The sequence below is a fragment of the Hahella sp. NS-SX17 genome (assembly GCF_057367735.1).
This window is the reverse complement of sequence record NZ_CM170632.1, coordinates 4407741-4434106: the sequence shown is the minus strand read 5'-3', so window position 1 is coordinate 4434106 and position 26366 is coordinate 4407741. Positions and strand designations below refer to the sequence as shown.

Annotated in this window: 24 protein-coding genes; 15 read left to right on the top strand and 9 right to left on the bottom strand. The window is 51.0% G+C overall.

Features of this window, described 5'->3' with window-relative positions; genetic code table 11:
• Positions 1-21 precede the first annotated feature (21 nt).
• The 5 genes from gspK (at position 22) to gorA (ending at position 5310) form a co-directional block, all read left to right on the top strand.
• Positions 22-1017, top strand: coding sequence for a type II secretion system minor pseudopilin GspK (gene gspK / locus AC2IBB_RS19500; protein WP_486328423.1), 996 nt, complete (start codon positions 22-24; stop codon positions 1015-1017).
• A gap of 67 nt (positions 1018-1084) precedes the next feature.
• Entirely contained in the window at positions 1085-2377 is a 1293-nt protein-coding gene (gene gspL / locus AC2IBB_RS19495) for a type II secretion system protein GspL (RefSeq protein WP_486328422.1), read from the top strand.
• 3 nt (positions 2378-2380) lie between these two features.
• Positions 2381-2905 carry a type II secretion system protein GspM gene (gspM, locus tag AC2IBB_RS19490; RefSeq protein WP_486328421.1) on the top strand — a complete coding sequence of 175 codons (525 nt, stop codon included), beginning with the start codon at positions 2381-2383 and terminating at the stop codon, positions 2903-2905.
• A gap of 373 nt (positions 2906-3278) precedes the next feature.
• Positions 3279-3905 (top strand): GNAT family N-acetyltransferase, encoded by a 627-nt coding sequence (locus AC2IBB_RS19485; RefSeq protein ID WP_486328420.1) that lies wholly within the window; start codon positions 3279-3281, stop codon positions 3903-3905.
• Between the two features lie 58 nt (positions 3906-3963).
• Positions 3964-5310 (top strand): glutathione-disulfide reductase, encoded by a 1347-nt coding sequence (gorA, locus tag AC2IBB_RS19480; protein WP_486328419.1) that lies wholly within the window; start codon positions 3964-3966, stop codon positions 5308-5310.
• Between the two features lie 170 nt (positions 5311-5480).
• Here gorA and AC2IBB_RS19475 read toward each other — a convergent pair whose 3' ends face one another.
• The 5 genes from AC2IBB_RS19475 to AC2IBB_RS19455 form a co-directional block, all read right to left on the bottom strand.
• Positions 5481-7460 carry an ATP-binding protein gene (locus AC2IBB_RS19475; RefSeq protein ID WP_486328418.1) on the bottom strand — a complete coding sequence of 660 codons (1980 nt, stop codon included), beginning with the start codon at positions 7458-7460 and terminating at the stop codon, positions 5481-5483.
• Entirely contained in the window at positions 7457-8398 is a 942-nt protein-coding gene (locus AC2IBB_RS19470) for a hypothetical protein (RefSeq protein WP_486328417.1), read from the bottom strand. The genes AC2IBB_RS19475 and AC2IBB_RS19470 overlap by 4 nt, the downstream gene beginning before the upstream one ends.
• Before the next feature lie 14 nt (positions 8399-8412).
• Entirely contained in the window at positions 8413-10665 is a 2253-nt protein-coding gene (locus AC2IBB_RS19465) for a TonB-dependent receptor plug domain-containing protein (RefSeq protein ID WP_486328416.1), read from the bottom strand.
• Between the two features lie 166 nt (positions 10666-10831).
• Positions 10832-11950 (bottom strand): hypothetical protein, encoded by a 1119-nt coding sequence (locus AC2IBB_RS19460; RefSeq protein WP_486328415.1) that lies wholly within the window; start codon positions 11948-11950, stop codon positions 10832-10834.
• Positions 11951-12077: 127 nt separating this feature from the next.
• Positions 12078-12305 carry a hypothetical protein gene (locus tag AC2IBB_RS19455; protein ID WP_486328414.1) on the bottom strand — a complete coding sequence of 76 codons (228 nt, stop codon included), beginning with the start codon at positions 12303-12305 and terminating at the stop codon, positions 12078-12080.
• Positions 12306-12375: 70 nt separating this feature from the next.
• Between AC2IBB_RS19455 and AC2IBB_RS19450 the strand changes: the two genes are divergently transcribed.
• The 3 genes from AC2IBB_RS19450 (at position 12376) to AC2IBB_RS19440 (ending at position 14096) form a co-directional block, all read left to right on the top strand.
• A complete protein-coding gene (locus tag AC2IBB_RS19450; protein ID WP_486328413.1) occupies positions 12376-13275 on the top strand; it encodes a S1/P1 nuclease in 900 nt (299 codons plus the stop codon).
• A gap of 102 nt (positions 13276-13377) precedes the next feature.
• The gene (locus AC2IBB_RS19445) at positions 13378-13698 is read left to right on the top strand and encodes a hypothetical protein (protein ID WP_011397706.1); all 321 of its coding nucleotides are present in this window, start codon (positions 13378-13380) and stop codon (positions 13696-13698) included.
• 122 nt (positions 13699-13820) lie between these two features.
• On the top strand, positions 13821-14096 hold the full coding sequence (locus AC2IBB_RS19440; protein ID WP_305904688.1) for a hypothetical protein: 276 nt from the start codon (positions 13821-13823) through the stop codon (positions 14094-14096).
• A gap of 143 nt (positions 14097-14239) precedes the next feature.
• Here AC2IBB_RS19440 and AC2IBB_RS19435 read toward each other — a convergent pair whose 3' ends face one another.
• Positions 14240-15028 (bottom strand): hypothetical protein, encoded by a 789-nt coding sequence (locus AC2IBB_RS19435; RefSeq protein ID WP_486328412.1) that lies wholly within the window; start codon positions 15026-15028, stop codon positions 14240-14242.
• 399 nt (positions 15029-15427) lie between these two features.
• Between AC2IBB_RS19435 and AC2IBB_RS19430 the strand changes: the two genes are divergently transcribed.
• Positions 15428-17287: a cellulase family glycosylhydrolase gene (locus AC2IBB_RS19430; RefSeq protein ID WP_486328411.1), complete on the top strand. Its 1860-nt coding sequence runs from the start codon at positions 15428-15430 to the stop codon at positions 17285-17287.
• 62 nt (positions 17288-17349) lie between these two features.
• Here the strand turns inward: AC2IBB_RS19430 and AC2IBB_RS19425 are convergent, their stop codons facing one another.
• Positions 17350-17889: a chorismate mutase gene (locus AC2IBB_RS19425; RefSeq protein WP_279507155.1), complete on the bottom strand. Its 540-nt coding sequence runs from the start codon at positions 17887-17889 to the stop codon at positions 17350-17352.
• 163 nt (positions 17890-18052) lie between these two features.
• Positions 18053-18952, bottom strand: a complete 900-nt coding sequence (locus tag AC2IBB_RS19420; protein WP_486328410.1) for a LysR family transcriptional regulator — start codon at positions 18950-18952, stop codon at positions 18053-18055.
• Positions 18953-19060: 108 nt separating this feature from the next.
• Here AC2IBB_RS19420 and AC2IBB_RS19415 point away from each other — a divergent pair, with 108 nt between their 5' ends.
• From AC2IBB_RS19415 to AC2IBB_RS19405, 3 genes are all read left to right on the top strand, one after another.
• Positions 19061-19489, top strand: a complete 429-nt coding sequence (locus AC2IBB_RS19415; RefSeq protein WP_486328409.1) for a DUF2000 domain-containing protein — start codon at positions 19061-19063, stop codon at positions 19487-19489.
• A 48-nt stretch (positions 19490-19537) separates the two neighbouring features.
• Positions 19538-20143 (top strand): LysE family translocator, encoded by a 606-nt coding sequence (locus AC2IBB_RS19410; protein WP_486328408.1) that lies wholly within the window; start codon positions 19538-19540, stop codon positions 20141-20143.
• A gap of 689 nt (positions 20144-20832) precedes the next feature.
• Positions 20833-21243 (top strand): DUF4279 domain-containing protein, encoded by a 411-nt coding sequence (locus tag AC2IBB_RS19405; protein WP_486328407.1) that lies wholly within the window; start codon positions 20833-20835, stop codon positions 21241-21243.
• Between the two features lie 87 nt (positions 21244-21330).
• Here AC2IBB_RS19405 and AC2IBB_RS19400 read toward each other — a convergent pair whose 3' ends face one another.
• Positions 21331-22080, bottom strand: a complete 750-nt coding sequence (locus tag AC2IBB_RS19400) for an IS5 family transposase (RefSeq protein WP_486328406.1) — start codon at positions 22078-22080, stop codon at positions 21331-21333.
• Positions 22081-22276: 196 nt separating this feature from the next.
• Here AC2IBB_RS19400 and AC2IBB_RS19395 point away from each other — a divergent pair, with 196 nt between their 5' ends.
• From AC2IBB_RS19395 to AC2IBB_RS19385, 3 genes are all read left to right on the top strand, one after another.
• The gene (locus AC2IBB_RS19395) at positions 22277-22993 is read left to right on the top strand and encodes a tetratricopeptide repeat protein (RefSeq protein ID WP_486328405.1); all 717 of its coding nucleotides are present in this window, start codon (positions 22277-22279) and stop codon (positions 22991-22993) included.
• Between the two features lie 1218 nt (positions 22994-24211).
• Positions 24212-25216 (top strand): hypothetical protein, encoded by a 1005-nt coding sequence (locus AC2IBB_RS19390; RefSeq protein ID WP_486328404.1) that lies wholly within the window; start codon positions 24212-24214, stop codon positions 25214-25216.
• A gap of 336 nt (positions 25217-25552) precedes the next feature.
• The gene (locus AC2IBB_RS19385) at positions 25553-26248 is read left to right on the top strand and encodes a hypothetical protein (RefSeq protein ID WP_486328403.1); all 696 of its coding nucleotides are present in this window, start codon (positions 25553-25555) and stop codon (positions 26246-26248) included.
• Positions 26249-26366 lie beyond the last annotated feature (118 nt).

Here is a 26366-nt window from a genome sequence, read left to right as displayed (position 1 = left end):
GGGCTGCGCAGGCAGTCTGGAATGGCGGCGTTGATCGTGATCTTCATTGTCGCGTTAGTGATGGTGCTGGTGGCGGGATTGTTTAACATCCATTACCTGGATATCCGGCGTACTTCAAACATACTGGAGCAGGAACAGGCGAAAATGTACGCCATGGCGGCGGAAACGTACGCCAGGACCATTCTGCGCGAGGATTTCGCACAGGATAAGAAGGCCAACAAAATGGTGGACCATGAGGTCGACAACACCGACGAGCCCTGGGGACAATACGCCATTCAGATTCCTATTGACACTAATGTCGGGATACAGGGGCAAGTCGATGACCTGATGGGGCGCTTCAATATCAATAGTCTGGTGACCAACAAAAATGGCGTCAGCGCCGTCAACAAAGAAGCGGTGCAGCAGTTTGAACGTTTGTTGAGTTCTCTGACAAATATCAATCCGGATGTCACGGCGGAAAAGTTTGTCGACTGGATTGACGCGGATGATCAGATCTATCAGCTCAAAGGCGCGGAAGAAGAGACCTATCTGCTGAAAAAACCGCCATATCGCGCTGCGAACTCGTATTTCAATGATATATCGGAATTTTGGCTGATCGACGGCATGGACGCGGCGACTTATAAAGAGCTTAAAAAGTTTGTGGCCATCCTGCCCAACAGCTCTGGCATGCTGAATGTGAATACCGCGCCGGCGGAAGTGTTGATGGCCTATATCCCAGGGGTGGATAAGCAGACGGCGGACAAGATTGTCGAAATTCGCAAAGAGGAAGGGCACTTCGCTGATGTGAATCAGTTTCTTTCTCTGGCGGAGCTGGCGGGTAAGAAGGATATTCCCAAGAAGTTGTTCAGAGTGAACAGTGAGTATTTTCAGGCGACGTTGCGCGCGATTTTTAATGAACGCACAACGCGGTTAATATCTATAATTCATCGTGACGCTGAAGAAGGTAATACCAGCGTTTTGCGACGGGATTTTGGTAAAAAAGAAGACATTACCAAGGAAGTGTATGTTCCCAAATAAGGACAGTATCAGTTTCTGGCTTTCCGTCGCGGGACTGTTCGGAAGAAAATAATTAAATGTGTGAATTATGACCATCAAGTTATTTGTTAGACCGATTCCGGTCACGCAGGCCGCCGCCACAGCGCTGGAATGGGCGTTGTACAGCTACACGGGCGAGCGGATCGGTTCCGGAAGGGCTGACGACGCAGAAGAGCTGATGCAGTTGGTGGCCCAGCATGACTTACAGGATGTCTGGGTTCAGTATGTGGCGCCAGCCTCCCATTTCACCTTCACGGTCGCTCACGTAGCCGCCAAGCAGGCGCGCTATGTACAGCAGGCGTTGCCCTTCGCCATTGAAGAAGCCATCGCAGAAGACGTCGAATCCATGCATTTGGTGACAGGCGAGCGTATCGGCAAAGAAGAGTACCCGGTGCTGGTGATTCGTCGGGAATTGATGGACCGTTGGTTTGACGCCGCCAACGCCTTGGAGTTTCCGTTACATGGCATGTATGTGGATGCGCAGATGTGTCCCGGCGAAGAGGGCGTGTTAACGGTGCTGTTCGACGGCGATGAGGTTTTGCTGTTCCAGCCTGGTTCGGTGTGCATGCGCACTCATCATGAGAACTTGCTGCCATATCTTGAGATTTGCGGGCGTAGCCGTGGTTCATCTGAGCTTGAGGGCGACGCGCCGACATGGAATATTCGCGTGCTGGCGCCGGAAGACCAAAAAGACAGTCTTGGCGTGTTATTGGCGCAAATTGAACATGTTGACGGCGCTATCGTGCAGATAGAGTCATTTTCCGTCCCCTCCTTCGATTTACTCTGTGAGTCTTTTTTCAATAGCCCCCATGCCGCCAACTTGTGTCAGGGCCCTTATGCGCTGAAAGAAAGCGGCGGCTCCTCCGGCATTGGTAAATGGTGGCCGGTCGCCGCAGTGGCGGCGGGATGGTTCGCCATACAGGTGGGTCTGGATCTGACTCAGGGATTCATGTATCAGAAGCAGGCGGAAGAGTACGACCAGCAGATGGTCAAGCTGTACCGTTCCCTGTATCCCAACGAAAAAAATGTCAGTAGTCCGAAGCGGCAGATGGAAGGCAAGCTGCGTAACGCCAGTAACACCGGTGGTGGAGGCTTTTTACAATTGTTGGGTGAAGCCGGATATCAGCTATCCGTGCAACCCGGAAAGCAGAATATGGGCTTTAACAACTTCCAGTTCAGCAACCAACGCGGAGAGCTTGCAGTGGAAGTGAAAGCGCCTTCTCTGGATCAACTGGATCGCTATAAACAGGCATTGGTGCAGTCCGGCTACCAAGTGGACATTGGTTCTGCAATCAAAGAGCCTAGCGGCGTTCGCGGCAAAATTACGATCAAGGGGAGCTAAGCAATGGGAAGCATGCACCAACTTAAAAAAATCCCCGCCGTGGGTAAGGGCATGAGCTGGTTTTATAGCCTGTCACAGCGTGACCAGACCGCGCTTAAGTGGATGGTGCTGGTCGTAGCGGTATTCAGTGTTTATATGTTTGTATGGGCCCCGGTGCAGGATTTTGTTGAGAGCTCCAAGAACAGTGTGGAAGCTTCTCACGAGTCTTTGACCTGGATGAAGGAGAATGAAGCCCGCGCGCGCGCATCTTCACGGCAAAGCGGTTCTGGACGGGGTTCTATTTCCGGCGGTCAGTCCCTTTTGTCCACTGTCGGCAGCAGCGCGCGTAAGTTCGGGTTGGAGTTGCAGCGTTTTGAGCCCAGGGGAGAGGATAAGGTCAATGTATGGCTGGATAAGGTCTCTTTCAACCAGCTGATGTTGTGGCTGGGCGAGCTCGAGAAGAACTATGGCGTTGCGGTTGAGCAGATCTCTGTGGACAAAGCCGATGCGCCTGGGGTTGTCACTTCCAGGCTTTCTTTAAGCATTTAATCTCTTTATTATCAGGGGATGCAGCTGTTTTATTAAGCTGCGAACTCTATCCGGATAATTCGCCAGATTTTTTATAACGGACCATTTATAACGACTGACGCAAGGACGCGTCAGCGGGTTGCATAACCCGAACCCAGGGGTGGGACATTCCTCTTGGGCTGCATTTAAACGACTAGGGATGTGGTTTTAATGCAAGAGCAGTAAAAGGAACGACAGTAGTAATACAGTCGGCAAGCGCCTGAAGAGACCCCCCACGGGTAACGGTGCGTCTGGCCGGTATTAACCGGCTTGGGCCTGTAGAACGCCTGTTCAGCGCGCTTGGAAGTACAAATATAAAAATAATGATACTTTCTAGCTCTCAGGAGACCAAAAAATGACTGGGGACCTCGTCGCTGACACTGCTTTAGTGCGCTTGGACAGAAGCGCGCTGTCTGAAGCAAAGTCCATTTTGTTTCACGCATACCGCCATGAACCTACCTTTCAGTATTTATTTGATTCCTCCCGCCCCGGTTATGATCAAAGAGTTCGCGCCACTATCCGTGAAGGGTTGGAGCTGCATTTTGCGCACAATCAGGATGCTTTAGGGTTAGTGGATGAAGATACCCTGGTGGCGGTGGCGTTTATTGGCAGTCCGGAAGCCCGGTTCAGTCTCGCCGATCAACTGAACTGGCGCATCAGAATGATGCTCACCGCAGGCTTGTCCTCCACCAAGCGTTTTATTGATTATCACGAACAGGTGCATGCCTGTCTGCCGAAAGACACCCATCACCACTTGCCTTTTATCGGCGTGCACCCCAAATACCAAAGTAAGGGTTATGGCCGTATGCTGATGCAGGTGATAGAAGGCATCTGCCGGGAAAGTCCGTTATCCTCAGGCATAGGGTTGGATACCGGTAATGCGCGCTACCTGCGTTTTTATCTTGGGCTGGGCTATGAAAAAGTGGGCGAAGTGCGTTTGGGCAACGTCACCGAAACGGTCTTGTTCAAACCCTGCCACTGAAGCGCTGTCCGCTGGTTTATTGATACACCTAATGTAAGATCTTAATAAGGCGCTTTAAATGTATGATTTAGTTGTTATTGGGGCCGGCTCAGGAGGCGTGAGGGCGGCTCGCGTCGCGGCTCAGTTAGGGGCGAAAGTCGCCATTATCGAAGAGCGTTTCTACGGCGGCACCTGCGTTAACGTGGGTTGCGTACCGAAAAAGCTGTTTGTCTATGCTTCTCACTATAGAGAAGACTTCCATGACGCCCAAGGGTTCGGCTGGGAAGCGGGATCGCCGTCTTTCAACTGGCGACGGTTGGTTGAAAATAAAGATAATGAAATCAAGCGCCTGAATGGTATTTATGAGAATCTTCTCAAAAATGCCGGCGTGAAAATTATTGACGGACGCGGAATCATTAAGGCGCCCGGACAAGTAGAAGTTAACGGCGAGGTGTTGCAAACCAGGCATATTCTGGTGGCCACAGGCAGCAAGTCGTTTACGCCGGAGTTTCCTGGCTGTGAACATAGCCTGGACTCCGACGCCATGTTCTACCTGGAGCAATTACCCAGCAAGGCGATAGTGGTGGGTGGCGGCTATATTGCTGTGGAGTTCGCGGGGATACTCGCGGGCCTTGGTGTAGAGACTCATTTGGTTTATCGCGGTCCGCGGCTGTTGAAGAAGTTTGACGGCGATATTCGTGACTTTCTACATGACGAGATCGTCAAGAAAGGCATTCAGCTCCATTTGGAGGATGATGTTGTCTCTCTCGCCAAGACGGATGACGTCGACGCCCCTTATCTGGCGACGCTCAAATCCGGCGCGACCTTGCGGGTTGGATTAACGCTTCATGCGACAGGCAGAACGCCAAATACAGCTGGATTAGGGCTGGAGGAGAGCGGCGTCAAGTTGGGTTCTAGGGGCGAGGTATTGGTGGATGACGACTATCAGACCAATGTACCCGGCATATTCGCCGTTGGCGATGTGATCGACCGTTACCAGCTCACGCCTGTAGCGCTGTCTGAAGGCATGTATGTCGCCAACCATCTGTTCGGCGAGAACCCGGTGGCGGTGGACTATGAGCGTATCCCCACGGCGGTGTTTTCTCAGCCCAGCGTCGCCACGATTGGTCCGGCCGAGGAAGAGGCGAGGGCGAGCCACACTAACATCAAAATTTTCCGCTCCAGTTTCCGCGCCTTGAAAAACACGCTTAGCGGCAATCAGGAGCGGACCATGATGAAGCTGATTGTGGACGGGGATACTGATGTGGTCCTAGGCGCGCACATGGTGGGCCCGGAAGCGGCGGAGATTATCCAGGGATTGGCGGTGGCTATTAGGGCGGGCGCCACCAAGGCGATATTAGACACCACCATCGGCATTCATCCTTCCAGTGCGGAAGAGTTCGTCACCATGCGGCAGCCGGTCTAATGGAATTCGCGCGGGCGTGTCATTAATCAGGCGGAAAATAGCTTCCTTCTATTTGTCTGCGACGACAGGGCCTCGCATGTCAGGCCCTGTCTTCCGCGGCTTGCCGCCGGACAGGCGCATTCATGCGCCTGGTTGTTAACACGCCAATAACTTCGCCATGTTAATAATAGTTAGCTCTCTTCATGTCCTTGCGCGGCGGCGTTTTCCGGCTTGGCGCTTTCAGGGTCGGAATCGCCCAGCCAAGTCTGTAAACACTCTACAATTTGCTGTTTTTTGATAGGTTTGCTCAGGTAACCATCCATACCTGCTTTGCGGCAGGTGTCTGCGGCGCCTTCGAGGGCGTTGGCCGTCAATGCGATGATCGGCGTCGGCTTGAGTCCTGCGCGGGACTCCATCTGGCGAATCTTGGCGGTAGCCTGATACCCGTCCATGATTGGCATCTGGCAGTCCATAAATATCAAGTCGTATCTGGTTCCGCGTACTTTTTGCAAAGCCTCTTCTCCGTTGTCGGCTTTTTCTGTTTGTATTCCCAGTTTATTGAGAATGCCGCAGGTGACTTTCTGGTTGACCTGATTATCCTCCACCACCAGAACGTCGCCATGGAATTGCGGAATAGGGTCTGCTGTTGACGCACCCCAGCCGGAACCATCTGGTGAGCGGCGATAATGCAGCGTCAGTGCGAATTTGAAGCAACTACCTTTGCCTGATTCGCTTTCCACGAAGATTTCCCCTTCCATCAACTCCAGCAGACGCTTGGCGATAGCCAGACCCAGACCAGTGCCCCCATAGCGTCTTGAACTTGACTGATCCGCCTGTTGGAAGGAGCTGAACATACGCCGCTGTTGCTCGGGAGCAATGCCGATACCGCTGTCTTCCACCTCGCAGGTAAAACAGACTTTATCAGCGCCGATTTCCTCCCAGTTGGCGTGGATGCGGATGTAACCTTCCGCCGTGAACTTAATGGCGTTATTAATCAGATTGGCCAGAACCTGCCGGATGCGGGCGGGGTCTGCGGTGACCAGCGCGTCCTGCAGTTCTCCTTGATACTCCTGATGCAACAACAGACCTTTTTCTTCCACCTGAGGCCGGAAGGCGTTAAGGGTTTCCTCCACCAGAGAGCGTAAGTTGAACTCAATGGGGTCGATGGAGAGGCGCCCTCGTTCTATTTTGGAAAAGTCCAGAATATCGTCGATGATGGCGATCAGGTGCTCTGTGGAGCGCATAGCGACATGGGTGTACTCCTTCTGTTCGCTATCCTGTTGGGTTTCCTGCAGCAACTGCAACATGCCCAGCACGCCGTTCATGGGGGTGCGCAGTTCGTGGCTCATGATAGCCAGAAACTCGCTCTTGGCTTTGCTGGCGCTTTCGGCTTCGTTGCGGGCGGTTTCAATCATACCCAGGTGTTCGGTTTGTTCCAGACTGGCCTTTTCCAGCTCGACGGCGAGCTGGTTGATGCTGTCCCGCAGGCGGCTCAATTCCAGCCCCCGTATATCCGGCGCGCGGGTGCGGTAGTCGCCGTTCTTGATCAGCTCCACGCCGGCGGTGAGCTGCTCAATGGGATTGGCGATGGAGCGCGCCATATTGCGAATGAGCAGGTAGCTCAGGAACATGAGCAGCGCGGCGACAGTAAAGGAGCTGTAAATGATCCGATGTTGGCCCTCAATAATGACGCTTTCGGTAATGGCCACTTCCACTTTGCCGATACGCGAAGGACCAGTGGTGAACTGGAATTCACTGGCGAAGCTGGCGAACGCGTCATTCTCCAGTTCGATCTGCGATTGCAGAATATCTGCGGACAGCACAATCGGGGTTTCGTCCGCGTCGACCAGCTTGCGGCCGGCGCCATCGATTTCCGCCATCAAATTGCCGAAGGAGTCATGGATGGCGATGTGATGCACCAGCGGCGACTGGGCGACCTTTCCGAGCAATTTTTCCAGTGCGCCGGTGTTGCCGGATATCACGTCGTACTCCACCGCAGGGGCCAGTTGGTCTGCGATCAGTTGACCCCGGGCGATCAGGTCGGTGCGGGCTTCGCTAAGTCGCACCGTGGTGAAGAAGAAAACCAGACACGCAAACATCAAGCCGCTGGGCAACAAGCCGAGCAGTAAGGATTTTTTGTAAACGCTCCAGTCTTGAAAGCCGCGTTTCATTGTTCAGCCTCTGACATTTCCAGACGATGCTGTAATTCGTAGGCATCGGGAATGATTAAATTCAGCGAGCGCGCCACCTGTACATTGACGGCGACGGAGAAGTAGCGAGGATAAGCCGCCGGAGCAGGTTGCTTGTCAGCAAGATAGCGCTGCACTATTTCCGTTGTCTGACGGGCGAAATCGGCGCTGGTTGAGTAGGTGGTGGCGAGCGCCCCCGCCTTGACGAAGGCGAGCGAGGGGCCGATTAAAAAGCGGTTGTGACGGTAGGCGGTGAGCAGTATGTGTTTAATCTGCGAGCCGTTGAATACGTCTGTGTCCAGAATGCCCAGTAAATAGTCGGTATTGTCCAGGGCGGCGCTGAGCATGCGCTGAGAGCTTTCATACTGCGATAGCGGATAATTACTGAGGCGTTGCCCGGCTACAGGCGAGAGGGGGATCTCCGTCAGTGGTTGGGCGCTGAGCACTCCCGCTGTCTGTACACTGGGCAGTATCAACCGCGCCAGGCGCGCCTGACGTTGCAGCGGCGCATCCAGAAATACGGCAGTGTGAGGCGTTGCGTCCGGTTGCTTCCGCGTTACTCTTTGATATTCGCTTCGGCTGACGAACAAGCTGACTACCAGCTGATTCTTTGCGCCAGCCAGACTCTGCTGCAAGGCCCGTTCCCCCAAGGCCAGGATCACAGAATCGCGCTCCATCGTAGAAAAGGGAATGTTGGCGTCGCTAATGAACTCCGCGCGCCAGGAAGTCGGAGACAACGCCTTGAACTCTTCAAGGAATTTGGCTGCGATCGGTGTTCTCTCCGGTCCCGCTACGTAGACTGTCAGCTTGCTTTCCTGCGCGGTAGCGGTGGCTGGCAGGGTCAGCAGAAGGAGGGCGAGTAACACATGGCGATGGACTCTGGGGAGAGTGAGAGTTAACGCTGAGAGAATACCGGCCATCCCTGGTCTCCGCTTCAAAACTTCAGGTTCGCGGAAAGAAACAGGTGGGTGCGGTCGTCCAGGACGTTGTCGCGGTACATAATCGGGTCATCGCTCAGATAGTGCTCCAGTTTTGCAGATAGCTCCACTTGACCGCGTCCTGCGGGGCGGCGGTAGCTGACAATGAGGTCGGCGCGTTCATAGACAAAGTCGCCAATAGCGTCAGCCAGATAATAGGCGGTCGCCACATCGAACCTGTCGTTGATCCGTCGCAGCCAGGCGAAACTGCCGCTGTGGCGGGCGGACATACGGGACTCGATCTGGAACAGGCGACTGACGTCGAAGCTGGTGTAAGCAGTATAAAAGTCCGTCACGGAGCCAGTGTATTCCTCATCCTGATCTAAATAAGCGTAGGTCGCTCTGAGGGTGTCGCGCAAGGACGGCGAATAGGTGGTTTCCAGCTCGAATCCAGTTTGCTCGATCTTCAGGTTGTTCTCAGGTTCAAAAGAGAAATATTGTAACGGGGCGCTTATGAGATCCCACATGTTGTCCCGAAACACCTTGATGTCCGCTTCCAGTCCCCATTCCGGGTAGTTGAGGTAGTAGCCGATTTCGCGAGAGACGATTTTTTCGTTATCCAGCCCTCCAGGGGATCGGATGAGAAAGCTGCGGGCTTCCGTTGCGCCGTCTAACGAAGGCTCCAGGTCTCTGGCGACGAAGCTCCAGGCGACGGATTGCTCATAGGTGTCCGGCGTGCGCACTGCGTGGGACACCACCAAACGCAGCGTCTGGTTTGGCGTCAGGTGATAGAACATGGCTCCGCGAGGAGAGAAGTAAGCGCCGTTGGCTTGATCATGCTCGGCCATGCCGCCCAGGTTAAAACCGAACGCAGGTTGCGGACGGTACTCCAGATTAAAGAACCCCCGCTGGGAGTAGTTTTCTCCGCCGCCGTTGAAGTAAGTCTCCGAGTAAAAACTGTCTTTACGAAAGCTCAGACCAGATACGAGCCTCAATTCATCGGAGAAGGTGTAAGTATCCTGAAGTTCGATGTCCTGGCGGGTTTCGGCGATGTCCAGGTTTATACGACCGCAGACAACGTCGTCAGGAGCGCTGGCGAACATTTCATTGATCAATGCGAGAGCGATAGCGTCATCTTCTGTGGAGCCAAGCCCTGAGCCCCCAGCAGAGAGAATATTGGCGCGGATCTCAGTCAGGGTTGCGCCGTCAGCGCCGATCAGGATGGAGCCAAAACGTTGATTGGCCGCATACAGGGCGGACAGATTGTCGCTGAACAGAATAGGGTGGTTGCAGTTGGTCCAGTCCTGCCGTCGGATGCGCCGGTGCGCATAAGCCTGAACCTGAAAAAAGTGATTGGCGTTCACCTCCCGTCGCCAGTTCACGGAGGCGAAACGGTCGCGTTCGTCGGCGCTGGGAATGCTGGTTTGGCCATCGCTCTCATCGGGATGATACTGGTGGTCGCCATTCAGCAGTCCCGCCTGCAATTGGATGGTGTCTCTGGGTCCCGCCTGCATATTGACGGAAAGGTTAATGCCGTCCAGGTTGTAGCTGTCGATAAACGGCTCGCCATTGGCGCGGCGATCAAAGCCGTCGTCCTGCTTGCCATTCACAGATATCCGATAGTTGAGGTTTTCTCCGCCATCGCCATAGCTGGCGTGATAGCGATTGAAACTGTTACTGCCGTCCCAGTAGGTGAAGGAGGTTCCGTGAGTATCATAAGGGTGCTTGGTAATGATATTAACGATGGCGAGAAACGAATTGGCGCCGTAGGCGGCTGCGTTGGGGCCGCGAGTAATTTCAATGCGGGCGACGTCTTCCAGGGCGACCGGAATATTGAGCCAGTCCACGTCCGCCAGATTAGGGTTGTAGACAGAACGCCCATCCACCAGCACCTGCAGGCGCCGCTGTTCGTTGGCGTTGGTGCCATGATAGCTGACGGAGGGTAAGTTAGAAGACACGGAGCCGACAGTCATGCCGGGAACCAGACGAAAAGCCTCATGCAGATTGCGCACGCCGAGACGGTGCAATAGCTCTGCATCCAGAACCGTCACGGTCGCTGGCGTCTCTGAGCGAGGTTGCTTGAGCCGGGCCGGGGTGAGCACCAACGGAATTTCGTCGGACCGCCAGTCCACCATGGAGATCTCCGCCGCCGCCAGCATTTCGCTCTGCTTCGAGCTTTCGAGGGCGTGGGCGAGGGAGCTGGCGCAGGCTAAAACAAGCGCAGGCAGACCGCATCGTTCTTTGGTCGCTCGGACAGTTATCAACCGCATATGATAGCGTCTAATTATTGGGTGTGAGGTTTCCCCAGGGTATTGTTTTTATTCGATTGCTCCCTGCCTTGCCCAGCCGGCGTCGCTGCCGGTCCTGCGTTTCCATCGTTCCCCAAAAGGGGCGAAGGGAATCGCCACTGACAAAGCTGACTTTTACCTTAGAAACTCATCCGGCGCAATATTTAAGGTTTTTTAAGGCCTTATGCGCGCACAACTTGTCCGATGCGATGGCCACGTCCACTAAATAGAACAGCGAAGCCAGTCCGAAATGGTCTCTTCCCATGTTGTGATACACCATGCCCAGCGCGATATCCTCCGCGCTGTAACTTTGATGGTGACTACTGAAGTACAGAGCGCTCTGGTTGAGCTCCTCATCATTCAACAGGCGCGTTATGCGGCCAACGCCGCCATGATAGGCTTGGATCAACAAGAGACCGTACAACGTGTTACGCTTCTTCTCCGGCAGTTTGCCGAACAGCGCGTTGAATGGCTCCTCCAGATTGCGATGGTTCTGTTGATACAGTTTCAACGCGCAATCAATCTGCGCCATGCGGTGCAGGTAATATTGCTTAGGCACGCCGCAGTCCTTCAAGACAGCAGTCCGCAACTGCATGATGCCATTGGCGTTGGCGACGGAGCGGCTGTTTTTCAGCCCGCCGCTTTCAATCAAGACCTGTCCGAGAATCTCCCGCATGATGGAGTCGGGAAAGCTGTAGCGGCCTTGGGCCTTACGTGTTTCATAGATATCGATAAAGGCTTTGTACAGCGGCACAGGCGTGTTTTTATCGCCGACTTTCAGGCCATCCCAGGAGCCCCAGATCAAGACGTCTTTGTCTGGCCCCATCATGCGCGCTGTAGACGCCTTTAAATCCACGTGGGGTTGGTCGCAGGCGAGGGCGAAAGGATAACCGGCGTCGTTCAGCGAACCTTCCGCCCAGAAGGGCTCCTTCTGTTTGGCTGCGAGCTTTTTGCGCAATTGGTTGATGGCGTTCTGAGTGGCGGCTTCATCGTCCTTGTTATTAAGATAGCCTTTGAAGATGCCTTGATTGTCAAACAGGATGTGCCGATCAGGCTTTTCGCAAAATCCTGTAGACAGCAAAACCCAGGTGCGAATGATGCTCAGGTTGCGGTAAAAATTGAGGCTGTATCGGTATGGCGTCTGCCTTACCGCTTCGGTCCAGCGCTCCAGCTGGGAGCCCACGGCGGCGCTTCTCGCCGGCGATGAAGAAACAAGCAGGATGATCGCTATGAAACTGATAAGGGGAATAATTTTATCGCTACGCATATCCAAATAGTGTCAGCAGTGAAATTCTTACGCAACCGGTGACCAGCGTACTCATAGTCCGTCAATGACGTTAAAACATCAACAGACCCTAGGCTAATGTATTGTTTTACGGTAACTTATGGAAGCGTCAGGGTTTTTGCTCCAGCCTTTTGCGTCGCGTGAAACGACGTAGAAAGGCGTGCTTTCTCGATAACTTGCGCAGTCGCGCCCGGAACTTCGGCGAATAACGCGCCAGGATGGTCAGCGCCACAAAAATCAGCGGCAGGCCCAGAGGGATCGGCAACGGCAGAAGCACTGCGCCGAGAAACAACAGCGCTGTTGCGAGAATGATGTAAGTCCAATGTACCACTTTCATAGATGACGCACAGCCAGGCGGAATCGCGGCATCTTAATCCGCCGTTTATGACAGGATGATGAACAGTTTTATGAATGCGAAGTTAGCCGTTAAAGGAGAGCGAGTCTTGTCCCTGTTAATATTAAATTGCGGACGCCGGTTTAACTGGCGAGCGGTGGTCGTCATAGCGGCGCTGGCGTTGTCGCCAACCTTCGCCTGGGCATGGGGCGAGCTGGGACACCGTGTGGTGTGTGATGTCGCCTGGAAGGAATTGTCCCCAGTGGCGCGGGATCAAGTGCAGAAGCTGTTGCAGCAGGCCGGTAAACGCACTTTCGCGGAAGCCTGCCTGTGGCCGGATCAAGTCAGGTCCGAGAAAGAGTTCAAACATACTGGCTCCTATCACTATGTGAATGTCGAACGCGCCGCCGTCCAGGTGTCCGCGGCTAAGGATTGTCAAAGCAAAGGCTGTGTGCTGACGGCGCTCCACGCCTACGCGGACGCCCTGAGAGGCAAGCCGCACCCGGATTATCAGGCCACTCCTGCGCAGGCGCTGATGTTTATCGGTCACTTTGTCGGCGACATTCATCAGCCGCTGCATGTGTCCTACGCAGATGACCGTGGCGGCAACAAGGTTGTCTATAACGTCGCTGGCGAGGAAACCAATTTACACCGCTTGTGGGATGTGAATATCCCTGTGTCGGGCTTGCCCCGGGACTGGCGCAAGGCGGGCAAGAAAGTGCGCGGCAAGCACCGCGGAGAGACGGTCACTGCATTATCCTTGCAGGAAGCGGAAGCCTGGGCGAATGAGTCGCTCGCCATCACCCGAAAAGTCTATGAGTCGCTGCCGTCGCAAGGCGCAGAGTGGAGTAAAAAAGAGCTGGCGCGGGAATACCCTATTGCTGAAATGCGCCTCTATCAGGCGGGAGTGCGATTAGGCGCAGTCCTCAACCAGCTGCTGGCGCAAAACCAGGATCAGACGCAGGCGGATTAGACCAAAAGACGAGGGAGCAGTCGCTCACATGGTTCCCAGCCGCTTGCGAATCTGCATAGAATGGAGGTGAGCAACGGCGAAACCCGTAAGGAGATGTTACCGATGGGGGTAGTAATCAGCTTTCGCAAGGACAACATTTCTCCAGAAGACGTCCTGCGTTATTTCTTCCATGAGATCAATGAGGCTCACGGTCTGGAGTTGAGTCTGACCGACCCTCGTATCAAACCGCATCTTGCCGCGTTGAAAAGTCTGGCGGAGGTTTACGTCAAAACCGCCGCGACGGAAGTGAAGGGAATCGATCAAGCGTTGCAGGAGCCGCTTCTGAAAGAAATCACCAAACTGAGGGCCCGTTTTTTAGCGGAAACCGTGTTGGGCGTCTTGCAGGAAGAGAGCATAGTGCATATTGTGCCCGACCACGAATGAAAGCCGTCCGTTTATCTCCGCTGCAATGCCGTTCTTCCGAGAATTGTTACGGAGATTTCCGGCGACGGACGCTTATCGTAGTTCAGGTTGTTTTTGATTAGTACGACACCAGGATTTGTTTGATGAATATTGAAGAACAGGAAAAAATCATCGGTCTGTTAGGATCAATGGCGATGTATAACGATAAGGGAATACACTGGACGGACGCCTCGCCGGAAAAGGCGGCGCAAGTGCGCGACGGATTTAGAAAAGCAATCGATAACCTGATTGCGGAAATAGGGCAGGATAATATACCGCAGCAGGTTTTAACCCTGCTGCGCTCGGACAAGGTGCTGGTGGACGGCCAGGGCTCCGCCTACACCGAAGCGCGTCGGCTGTTCAAAAGCCTCAACGCCTGATTTACCTCTCTTTTCTCTCTTCTCACGAACGCCTCTAAGGCAAGGCGGCGTTCGTTTTCAATCGTTCGCCTGGCGAAGATCTGAACTCTATGCGTTCAAAGAGTGAACCCTGATGTGGACGGGGCCACTCTTCGATTGCCCGGTTAAGCGGTTTGACGAGTTCTGAGTCGCTGTTTGGACAAGAAGCCCAATAAGGCCATCCCAAATAACGCAAAGGCGCCAGGTTCTGAGACAGGAACGGGATTGGGACCGTCAACAAAGCTGGTGACTTTGAGGTTATCCAGTGCGACGGATACATCGTCGTTTCTTGGGGAATTGAACCCTTTCTTCCCAAGCGAAAACCGGAAGTTATCTATGTCTCCGCCTGAACTTTGGAAATTAGAATTGGTTATGTGAGACCCGTTTACGGCAATGTTCCACCTGGATGCTGCCAGGTCTAAGTCGATGACAAATTTAAGGATTCTATCTTCTTCAAAATAGGCGGCTGGGGGAGGTGAGAGTATGCGCCCGGTCAGGCCAATCTGTCCATTTGGTCGCAAGTAAACATTTTGAACCGTCGGCGTATCCAACAATAACGTCATTTGATACTCGGAGCCGATAAGGTTGGACGCCAGGATATCGTATTCGAACCTGTAATTGTCATAGCCGCGACCCAGCCGAAATCCAATTTGGTCGTAAAGATATGGAGCCGTATTGCCGGTTGAATTAAACACCAGAGGTTGATCATCCAAAGCGCCGAATCGTTCTTTTATGGTCGGCGAGCCAAACACAATTTTTGTTGGCGTATCAGCGCCTGAGCCGGTGGTTGGCGTTGATCCGGAGGTATGGACGGGAGAATTGAAGTCAACATCGTAGTGGGTGATCACGCCTGCCTGGGCGTTTACGGCGCAAGCAAAAAGAACGCTACCTGCAAGAAAAATATTCCTTTTCATATAAAAACTCTCAAAAAATGACACAACAGCAGAATAGAAATTGTGCATTCTGAAACGTATGAATGAGTCGTTTTGACGACGTTTCTGTTAGATAAAGCACCGAACCTTTTCGTTATTTAAGTCAGGGCGCGGCTGGTTTCACGCTGCCTTTGGAGGTGCGTGACAGCTGCTTAAAAATGATTTCTTCTCGTTTTTTTCTTCAAATCCACAAACATGGCGGACTTGCCATTCGGATGAAAACGATAAGCAAATTGGGGGATTGACCTCGCCGTCACATTCGCTTAAAAATTCCCCAACGTCTTCAGAAAAGGGATGTATTTCGGGAAGGCGTCAGGGAGACCGGAGGCGGGTCCTGCATGCCGGCTCTGGCCCACAGCAACAAGAATCCAGGAAATCACTATGAGCAAGAGATCAGAAAGAAGGCTTTCCAGACTGTTGGAGGGTGCATTGAAAAAACGTCTCGGTAAAAATTGGCGTCGAAATGAAAACGTTTTCATATTTGGTTTGTTGTTCGGCTGCGCGACTTTGGCTCATGCTGTGCCGCCGCTGTCGGTGCAGGGCAATAAAGTGGTCAGTGGCGGTAACCAAGTCAGTCTGGGAGGCAACAGCCTGTTTTGGAGCAACAACGGCTGGGGAGGGGAACGCTTTTATAACTCCGGCGCAGTAGGCGCTATCAAAAATGACTGGAAATCCAGCATCGTACGCGCCGCCATGGGTGTGGATGAAGGCGGCGGTTATTTACAGGACCGCGAAGGCAATCGCAATAAAGTCATCTCCGTGGTGGACGCCGCCATCGCCAACGATATGTACGTCATCATCGACTGGCACTCACACCATGCTCACCAGTACAAGAGCGAAGCTATCGAGTTTTTCCAGGACATGGCGCGTCGTTACGGCGACAAAAACAATGTTATTTACGAGGTCTATAACGAACCGCTGGACGTATCCTGGAGCGGCGTTATCAAGCCCTACGCCGAGTCGGTGATTGACGCCATCCGTCAAATTGACCCGGATAACCTGATTATCGTCGGCACGCGTCAGTGGTCCCAGGAAGTAGAGGAAGCCTCTTGGGACCCTATTAACAGGAACAATATCGCATATACGCTGCACTTTTATGCAGGAACCCATAAACAATGGCTGCGGGATAAAGCGCAAAACGCCATGAACAACGGCATTGCTCTGTTTGTGACGGAGTGGGGAACCGTAGACGCCAGCGGAGATGGCGCGGTTAATGAAAGTGAAACCTGGGCCTGGGTCGACTTCATGCGCAATCACGGCATCAGCCACGCCAACTGGGCGCTGAATGACAAAGCTGAAGGCGCTTCAACCTTCTGGCCCGGGGCTAGTGGAACCGGCGGTTGGAATGATGGAAACCTGACGCCTTCCGGTAAGCTGGTGAAATCCATTATCCAAAGCTCTGATCCCATACCTGGCGGTGATGATCCAGGGCCTGGTCCGGACTGCGGATCAGTCCCCGTGCCCGGCAAGGTGCAGGCGGAAAACTACTGTGAAATGGAAGGCGTCGAAAAGGAAAATACTTCTGATGCTGGCGGCGGTCAGAATCTCGGTTATATCGATTCCGGCGACTGGATGACTTATAAGATTAATGTGCCCAGCGATGGGGTTTACACGCTTTCCTATCGGGTGGCGAGTCTGAGCGGAGGCGGCATCTTACAAGCAGAGAAAGCCGGTGGTTCGCCAGTGTACGGCTCTATCGACATTCCATCCACGGGCGGTTGGCAAAACTGGAAAACGATTTCACACGACGTTCAGTTGAGTGCGGGTGAACAACGAATTGGACTGGCGGCGGTGTCCGGCGGGTTCAATATCAACTGGTTCGACGTCACCCAGAAAGGCGGTCCGGCGCCGAACGCCATTACCGTGCAGGCGGAAGATTATCTGGTGATGAGCGGTGTGGAGCTGGAAAACACCAGTGACGTCGGCGGCGGTAAAAACGTCGGCTACATCGACGCCAATGACTGGATGTCCTACCCGGAGGTCGATATTCTGGAAAGCGGCGAGTATACCGTGGAGTACCGTGTGGCGAGTCTGTATGGCGGCGGCGTGCTGCAGTTCGAGAAAGCCGGCGGCGATATCGTTTACGGCAGCGTGGATGTGCCGAATACTGGCGGCTGGCAGAACTGGAAAACCATCAAGCATCAGGTGACGCTTGAAGCAGGTAAGCAGCGTTTCGGCATCTACGCCCCCGCAGGCGGCTGGAACCTGAACTGGTTCAAGATCACCAAAGGACAGAAATAAGGGAAGGCCGCTTGATATGACGCCCCCATTGCCGCATTGCATGGGGGCGTCTGGTCGCAGGTTTATTGCTGCAGACGAATCTGTTTCAGCGCCTGAAAGATCATGTCTTTGTCGCGTTGAGACAGGTTTTCGATGGTCAGCGTGTCATTGAACAGGTCCCGTTCAGCGTCTGTGAAGGGACCTTCGTTTTTCAGTTTATCGGCGATAGCGATAATGATCGCGTCACCCAGCTTTAACAGCGCCGGGCGTACTTCGGCCTGCAAATCACGGGCGGGCTGCTTCAGGGCGTCAGCATCTGACAGCCAGTCGGCGCGATATCGGAACTGAATGGCTTTGGCGGCGGAGATCTGTGCGGTAAAGAAAGCGCTGACGGACTCTGGATCGACCCCATGTCCGGCGGCGCCGTCTTTGGCTTTATCCAACACTACGCGCTCCCGCTCAATGTCTTCAATAGGCGCGCCTTTCTGGGCTTTAAACAGCGCCACATCCTTCATATAACTCAAACGCTCGTTGATGATCTTGAACGTGGTCTCCGCATAGCCTGCGGCGAGGGTGGAATGAGAGAAGACTAAGCAAACGAGCAGAAATAACAGGTTCCTCATGGGAGCTTCCTTAAACAAACAATCAAATAATATAGAGAAAAAATAATGCGCTATTAAGCGCAAGCAGGCTCAGGGAAATGGAAAAGGGGGGAGCCTTGTCTCGATATTAGTGTGCTGATCATTTGCAACAATAAGTAATTGGCGGAAATAGACTTTTGTCTATTTAGCCGGTGTTCGCATCGGCTTGGCGGCGTTCCTGCAGAAACTGAATAAACCGATAGGTCAGGCTTTCTCTGGCGGCGTTGGGCGGCCAGAGCGCATAGACGCCCAAGGCGTCGACGTTCCAGCCTGGCAGGGGATCGCATAATCGCCCGACACGCAGATCTTCCTCCACCAGAAAAGCCGGCGGTGTGGCTAAGCCGAGTCCCGCTGCGGCCAACTGGCAAACCGCATCAATACTGTCCACGGTAATGCGCGGTGAATAGTCAATGCGATGACATTCTCCTGCGGCGTTGTACAGCAACTTATAGTTCGGTCGCATCTTCAGTCCGATCCATTCCCAGTCCAGCAAGTCTTCCGGTTTGCTGGGCGTCGCTCTGGATTGAAGATAATGGGGCGAGGCCACCAGACGTCGAGTCAGGTCGAAAAGCTTTTTCGATTTCAGGGCGCTGTCGGGCATCGCGCCGATGCGTATCGCCAAGTCAATGCCGTCGCGAATCAGGTCCTGCCTGATATCGCTGTAGTTAATGCACAGCGAAACCCTGGGATAAGCCAACGCAAAAGCGGCGATGTCTTCGGTAAAGGGGCCCCGCGCCAACACGGCGGGAGCGGTGATGCTCAACTTGCCGGTCGGCTCCGCCGCCTGTTCGGCGATGGCGTTCAAGCCGGCCTCCGCTGCCGCCAGCATGGCCTTGGCGTGTTCGAACAGACGTTCGCCCTCGCTGGTGAGCGAGAGGCGTCGAGTAGAGCGATAGAGCAGGGCGACGCCTAGCCGTGTCTCCAGTCCTGAAATATGGTGGCTGACCACGGAAGGCGACAATGACAGCGCACTCGCCGCGGCGCGAAAAGAGCCGGCTTCCACCGTTTTGGCGAAAACCGCCAGAGCGCGTAAATCGTCAATCATTATTCGATACTATCGATCAGTGAAAATGAATTGGCCCATATTATCATCGCTATTCCGTGCGCATATAGTTTTCTCGACTAATCATCACATCTTCTGAGGAAACAACGAATGACGGATACCGAAATCGCCGACCTGAAGTGCGTCATAGTCATCGACGCCAATCTGCCGATCGGCCCTATCGCCAATACAGCCGCCGTATTGGCGCTATCGCTGGGCAAAGCCTTTCCCGAATTAATTGGCGATGCGTTGCCTGACCATAACGGCCATCTTCGCGCGGGAATTACCACCACCGCCATTCCAATACTGCGCGCCGAAGGCGTTCGTCTGCGCAGCTTGCGGGAAGAATTGAAGGAGCACGAGCCGCAATTGACCGTTATCGATCTCACCAGCGCCACCATGACGACCAAGAGCTATGAAGCCTACGCGGAAAAGTTGCTTTCCACGCCTGCTGATGAACTTGAGTATCTGGGCGTCGCCCTTTGCGGACCCAAAAAGATCGTTAATAAATTCACCGGTAATCTGGGGCTGCTGCGCTGACGCCTGCAAATGCCAGCCAGAGGCGCGGAATAACAAAGGAGAGACCAAATGTTAGTGAGTTTTATTGTCGCAACAGTGCTGATCACACTGGCGCCAGGCCCCTCCATGCTATTGGTCATCGCCAATACGCTGCGCAGCGGTCTGGGGCAGGGGATATTCACCAGTCTGGGCGTGGTGGTCGCTGATGCGATACTGCTGTGCCTGACTGTCTCAGGTTTGGGGGCGTTGGTGCAGACTTCTGCGTTGGCGTTCAATTTGCTGAAATGGTTTGGGGTAGCCTATCTCGTATATCTGGGAGTACGCCTGCTTTGCAGCCAGTCTTCAACGGAAGATCTGTCTGGCGCGACTGAAGTCGCCAAACAAAATCCATTCAAACAAGGCTTGGGCGTCACCCTGCTTAACCCTAAAATCATCGGTTTTTTCATCGCGTTTTTCCCTCAATTCCTCGACGCCAACACGCCTGTCGGGCCTCAACTCATGACGCTGGGGCCGCTGTTCCTTGTTATCGTCTTCCTCATCCTGGCAGGATACGCCATGGCGGCCAACCGTGTCCGGCGATGGCTGGCCGGCGCACAGGCGCGGTCCGTGTTAAATAAATCATCAGGAATCGCTTTGCTCGTATGTGGAGCAGCGGCGGGGTTGACGACGCGCTGAAAAACGACATCATAGCCGCACTATGACTCGAAGCAGGGCGAAAAGTACATTGCTCCTTACGACGCTAAAGTGATTGCTTGGTTTGATTTGTCAAAGGATGTAGACGGAGTTGCATTCCAAGGTCAAGTGGCATTGAGAGTAAACACCTGAGCATTCTTGCACCGCTGCGACCGAAAGATGATAAAATTGATCCGTATGGCGAACTGGTTGAGAGGTTATGAAAGTAAAGCGCGCATATAAACCACCTGTAATTTTAAGTATCTACAGTATACTCACGATACTTATATTTTCAGCTCTAACAATAGGTTTGCTTGCCTATGTAAATCAGCCGCTAGTGGCAGCTTCGTGTGGTTTCATTGGTGTCTTTGTGCTCGTTTTCTCTATAGGTGAAGATCATAAGAGGCAAGGCGTTAAGCTGTCTGATTACGCGGAAAAGATGAGAGCCAATTTTAGTTGCCCTACCTGCAGAAAAGTATTGCCAAGAAAAATAGAGCACGAAGATATTGATGGTCTTCCAATACTATATCTATGTGTACCCTGTGATGTTCTTTGGTATACCGGTGATCATGTCAGAAGCACATAACAGGTTAATACACGAGGTTTCAATGCCGTTGTCCTTATTTTGCTCCAGAAATCGCCTCCAACTTCACCAAACTGATGTTAGAAACGTAATTCTCTGGGAGTGTTGAGTGGAAACAAATGAAGGAAGGGTATACTTTTCTCTAGATGGAGATGACTTTGATCCAGATAAAGTGACGGAATTTCTAGGGATAGAACCTACTTCGATCACGCGTAAAGGCTCAAGGGTTCCCGGTATACTTCCGAGAATAAACTCTTGGAAATTATCAACAGAGAACATAGTCAGCAACTACATTGACGTTTATGAAATGTCTGCGGAAATTGTTAACAAGATCAAGCCCAAGAAGAACCTGATTCTTCAGGCAAAAGAGCTTTTCAATGTCTCGCCAAGATTGGAAGTCGTTTTGTGGATTTCTATGAATGAAGAGCATTCAACTCCGGCAATAGGTTTTGACGCTGAAACTATAGGATTTTTAGGCGAAATCGGTGCGTTCGTTGATATTGATACATACAAGCACTAAGACGAAAGAGCTAAGGAATCTCTTAATGGAATTTGACAGAGACATAGGTGAAGTATGGGTCCGGAAACCCTAGGGCCTGTTGACGTTTCACATCGGCAGCCATAAATACCCACAAGCCATGGCTACCATACTTTCATAGTTTCTCTTCAACTTGTCATATCTCGTCGCGATGGCCCGGTACTGTTTGAGTCGGGCGAAGGCATTTTCCACCAAATGGCGATACTTGTATAAACCCCAATCCATATCGTCATTACCTTTGACAGAGTTTCGCTTTCTCGGTATCACGGCCCTGGCCCCCTTCCTTTCGATCTGTGCCCGCACTCGTTCACTGTCGTAGCCTTTGTCTCCGACAATCGCCTCTGACGAGGGAAGCTTTTCAATCAACTCCGCCGCTGCTGTGCAGTCATTGACCTCGCCTCCAGTGATCTCAAATTCCACTGGAAGACCATAGGCATCCACGGCCAGATGCACTTTCGTGGTATTGCCCGCCCGACTCTTTCCAATCGCCTGAGGCTCTTCCGTACAGGCTCCTGCGCTGTGCTGATGGGCCTTCACATAGCTGCCATCAATGAACCCCCATTCCAAATCCGGCTCGCGGACCAAGCTCCGGAAGATCCTCAACCACTTGCCTTGGGTAGACCAGGAATTGAATTTTTTGAACACCGAATTCCAGTCTCCAAACTGCCCTGGCAAGTCTCGCCAGGGACACCCCGTCCGCATTCGGTACAACATGCCTTCCACCATCATTCGTAGTGTGGGCTTGTTATAGATTCGCTCTTGCAGCATGATCTCTTTCAGCTTCGACCAAAGCTCGTCACTGAGCATCAATCGGGGCATCGCAAACTCGTTTTGTTGTTGGTGTGGGAACCGCAATATGACGAGTTTGCGCCTATCTATCACCTATGACGAAACGTCAACACGCCCTAGTTAAAGAACCACAAAGTCTGCTAGTCGATTATGCTGAGTTTGAAGATAGATTGTCAGAAAATTTTCAAAATCTAAGCTGGTGAGTAATAATTTTGGTTGTAAATTGATGAGTGTAAATAAATCGCTGTGTGTTTTTGCCTTTGCTCTGTGTCTTTATCCAGGTCTCTCTATGGCTCTAGAAGGTACAGAAACTGTATCAACTTATATAGAATATTTATCTGAACCATTGGAAGGGAATCAGTATCAAAAAGATATTGTAAGTGCATGGAAGCTCATTCGTGAAGAACAATATTCAAAAGCTTTCGCCATTGCGGATGAGTTAATATCAGAAATTGAAAAAACGTTTAAAGAAGAATTAAAACAATACTCTTTTAAATCAGAAGCTGAATTTGCGGAGTTTGCCGCTCGTAATGATAGGGTTGTTCAGAGAATAGACTGGTCTTACACGGAGGCGCTTCGAATTAAAGCGTATATATACTCTTCGAATCGCTATTTTGAAATGGCCTTGGCGGAGCTTGATAAAATAGATGTTGTAGCTCCAGTCTCAGCTGGAGCAAAAATAGAGAAGGGATACGTACTAGGTCAGTTGAATGAACTTTCACGGGCGCATGAAACCTATCAAGATGCTCTTGAGCTAGCTGGCAGATACTCAAGCCAATCTGCTTACAAGGCTGCGGCGCTGCGTGGAATTGGATTTATTTTGATCGAAATGCAAAGGCTTGATGAGGCTGAAGAAGCCCTTCAAAAATCTTTGGCCATTGAGCCGGGGAATGATACTGCGCTTAATGAACTGGCCTATATAAAGGAGCTTCGCGGCTCTTAAAGATAATTGCTTCGGAGGGATCGGGATGAGGTATATACGTAGGTTCAAATGTGGTCCTTTAAAAAATTCTGATCATATTTTGAGACTGGTAAATGTTCACTAGTGAGAATATCTAACTCAGTAATAGTGTCAGTAGACTCGAAAAGTATATTCTCAAAGATCAGCTGCTTGACAATAACTGCAACTTCTAATGGGAGGTCGTTCACTGATATGGGGGCGCGTGGCGCGCTAGCTAAGGAATATGTGCTGCTAAAGCAATCGCCATCGAAACTATAAAGGCCTCTTTCCGCTACTTTTTCCCATGTGTTAAAGCAGCCATCTCCGACTCTCGGCCAAATTTTGGCTGAAGTCGTTGTAGGTAAGTTCAAAATAGTATCAATTGCTTGGGCATAGCTCTCGGTATCTTCCAGAAATACTTTGGGAGCATAGCCGCTGCCGGCAGTAGTAAATAAAGCGACATGGCCTCGTATATCACAAGCTAATCAGTCGTACTCATACTCGCTAATATCTTCTAATGTTTTCATGCTACAAATATTTCTGTTAAATATATTCTCAAGCTTAGTCACATTCTCATCCTGATAACTGGTTCTTATATCAGAGAACGCGGTGTTATGCTCGTATATGTTTGGGAATAGTCATTCTAACTGCTTGCCGCGCCCAAGTATCGATGCACGCCTTGTGACCTCAAAGGTGATGGAATGATGGGTATATAAGCTCAGTATTCTGTCGATGGATCATGAAAATCTCAATAATTCAATCACCTATTGGATAAACTATGAGGACGACGGGACTCATATGAACTGGGATATGCGCACGCACGCTTTTTCATTAATGAGGTCGCTCGAATTTCCGGGAGTCTTGGACTGGAATCAATGGGCTGGAGGAGCTATCTTCAAAGTCTTGAAACAGGAAAATGGGCGGACGCGATATACAAATGCTAAATGGCGGAAGTAAAATAACAGCACTTATCCCATACCATTCTGTGTTTACACCGTTGGAAATATATAGTCCATTGGGGGGCTTGCGATCAGTCTGGTAAGGATTTTTTATTTCTCCAATCACTACTTGGGTTTGGTGTCTGGTAGTCGATTTACGAATAATTACTTATTCTATTTTTCTGATCAATTTAATTAGGAATTAAAACCAAGATAAGATAACGTCTTCACCCGACTTGGCGTTGAGCATATGGAAATTTGGATTTAGGAATAGGAGAATGTAGTGAAAGGGTTGATCTCAGTTTTTGAAATAGAAAATCAGCCAGCGAAGTTTAGCTCATTGATTAAGCGATTGATTGAGGAATCTAAGAGCTCTTATATTCTACGGCCTAACGGAGTGAAACTGGTCGAAAGCTTAAAACAGATCAAAGATGATATTTTATATTGGCCTAATTGGCGATCTAGACCTTGGGTGGTTGCAGGAAGATATGAAGGAAATTTATCCGAAGTGGTTTATCCAGGCCCTTTCATAAAGGATTGTAAAGGCGATTACTTTAATCTCCAGGTTACCTCTTTGCTTAAACACTTTGATTGGGCTGTGTTCTCCTATTTTACTTCCTATCAATCTGATTTCGGATGTCTGGTTACTTCTGATCCTGATTTGATCGAAAAATTTGTAGTGAAAGCATATGATAAAAATATTGAGATTAGTGTTTATGAAGGCGATCCTGTTGACTCACTACGAACTGCCACGTTTTACGATTATGATGTAGAGGGCTACTTTGCGTATGAAGTAGCGAAAGCGAATGGTGAAGACCCGCCTTTTCTGCTGTGTCGTATAGACCTCAAAAATCAAGAACTATATCGGATATGGAATAGCGATATAGAGGCCGATGAGGAAGATCCTTGGTATAAAAATCACCTTGATAAGCTAACTTTAGTAAAGGAATTTACAACCGGGGGAGTAGGGTTTCAGTACAATAATCTGATTTATCAAGTAAGTAATGAGAAGGCCTACTTAGATATATGGTCGGAAGCAAGTGAGGATCATTCTATCGCAGAAGCAACCTTCTCCGCTAATGCTGATTTAAGTAAACTTGAGGCTTATATGGCTGGCTCGTATGTATTTGAAGTTACTAAATATATCGATGATTGGTGCGATTGGTCTTATTCTCAAGTATACGGTGGCGGAGCGGATGAGCACCATGCTATATTTCGTAGTAAAGATCCTAGGATTACAAGTAGGCTGTGGGAGCTACTGGGTGAAGATCAAATAAGTAGATTTTAGTGGGATTGTGAGGTAAGAATAAGTTAAGGGTATATGCGATAATGTGTTTTGCTCAGGTATTGGACGCTGAAAAGTATGTTTTGAGTTATATAAAATAATTAATCGACGGGTCATTAACTGTAATTAATGAAAATAAATTTCGGCTATATATTTCCAGTCGTACGTTTCTTGGAAGTTGATGGCCGCATTATTCATTGGGAACAGCACATTCTTTACATAGTGTGCCCTGGCGGTAAAAAAAATGGACTTTCACAGAGCTCATTCTTGAAATATTAAGTATGGCTGTGCATGTAAAGATCATAAAAGAAAAGTATTGGATACTTTTTGGTAAGCAATATGAAGAAAGCATTTTTAGTCGTTTTTTTATTTCTATCTTCTCCTGGGATCATTCATGCAGAAATCGAGGAAAAGCGTAAGATGGGAGAAATGGTTGAAGGTTCGGTAGACGATAGTGGCAATATCTTTGTTGAAGGGAACCCAAGTGGTTTGAATATAAATGAAGCTCCTCCACGAAAAGAGCCAAGAACTCATCATTTCAAGTTTGGAAAATTAATGTTACCTCTTGTAGCTCTTTCTCAACCAGAGATGTTTCTCCGAACTTTTACTGATGACAGGGCTGAGGGTGCTTTAAGGAATTTCTGGAATAATGTGGGTGCAGAGTTACCTAAAGACGAGCAAATGAGACCCGAGGGATTGAGTCTGTCAAATAAGATAATTGATGGGTTGGATTATATTATAATTAGTTTTCCAGTTCCTGAGGCCCCTAATGAATTGTTTTTTACTGTGATAGTCGGTGACAAAAACAATCCTGATACACTCAGAGTTTTTGGTCTTGAAAATGCTCTAAAAAATGAAGCGTATAAATATGGTACTGTACTTGTCGAGTGGGATAAAAAGGGCCGCTATACTTATAAGGCACAGTTAGAGGTATCCGAAGAGCAATTGATAGATACGGTAGGGGAAGTCCTCAAGAAAAAAATAGAAGTTAGAACCTTCACTGATATGAGGCCATACGGCTGGTTCTCTGGCTGACACATAGTGCCTCAAATGCCCCGACGTTTTTCCCGTTCGAATACTCAAGTGATTTGAGGCTGTATCCAGATTGTGAGAGCCAACACATCTTCCTTAAGTCTTTTTTATCCCGCGAAAT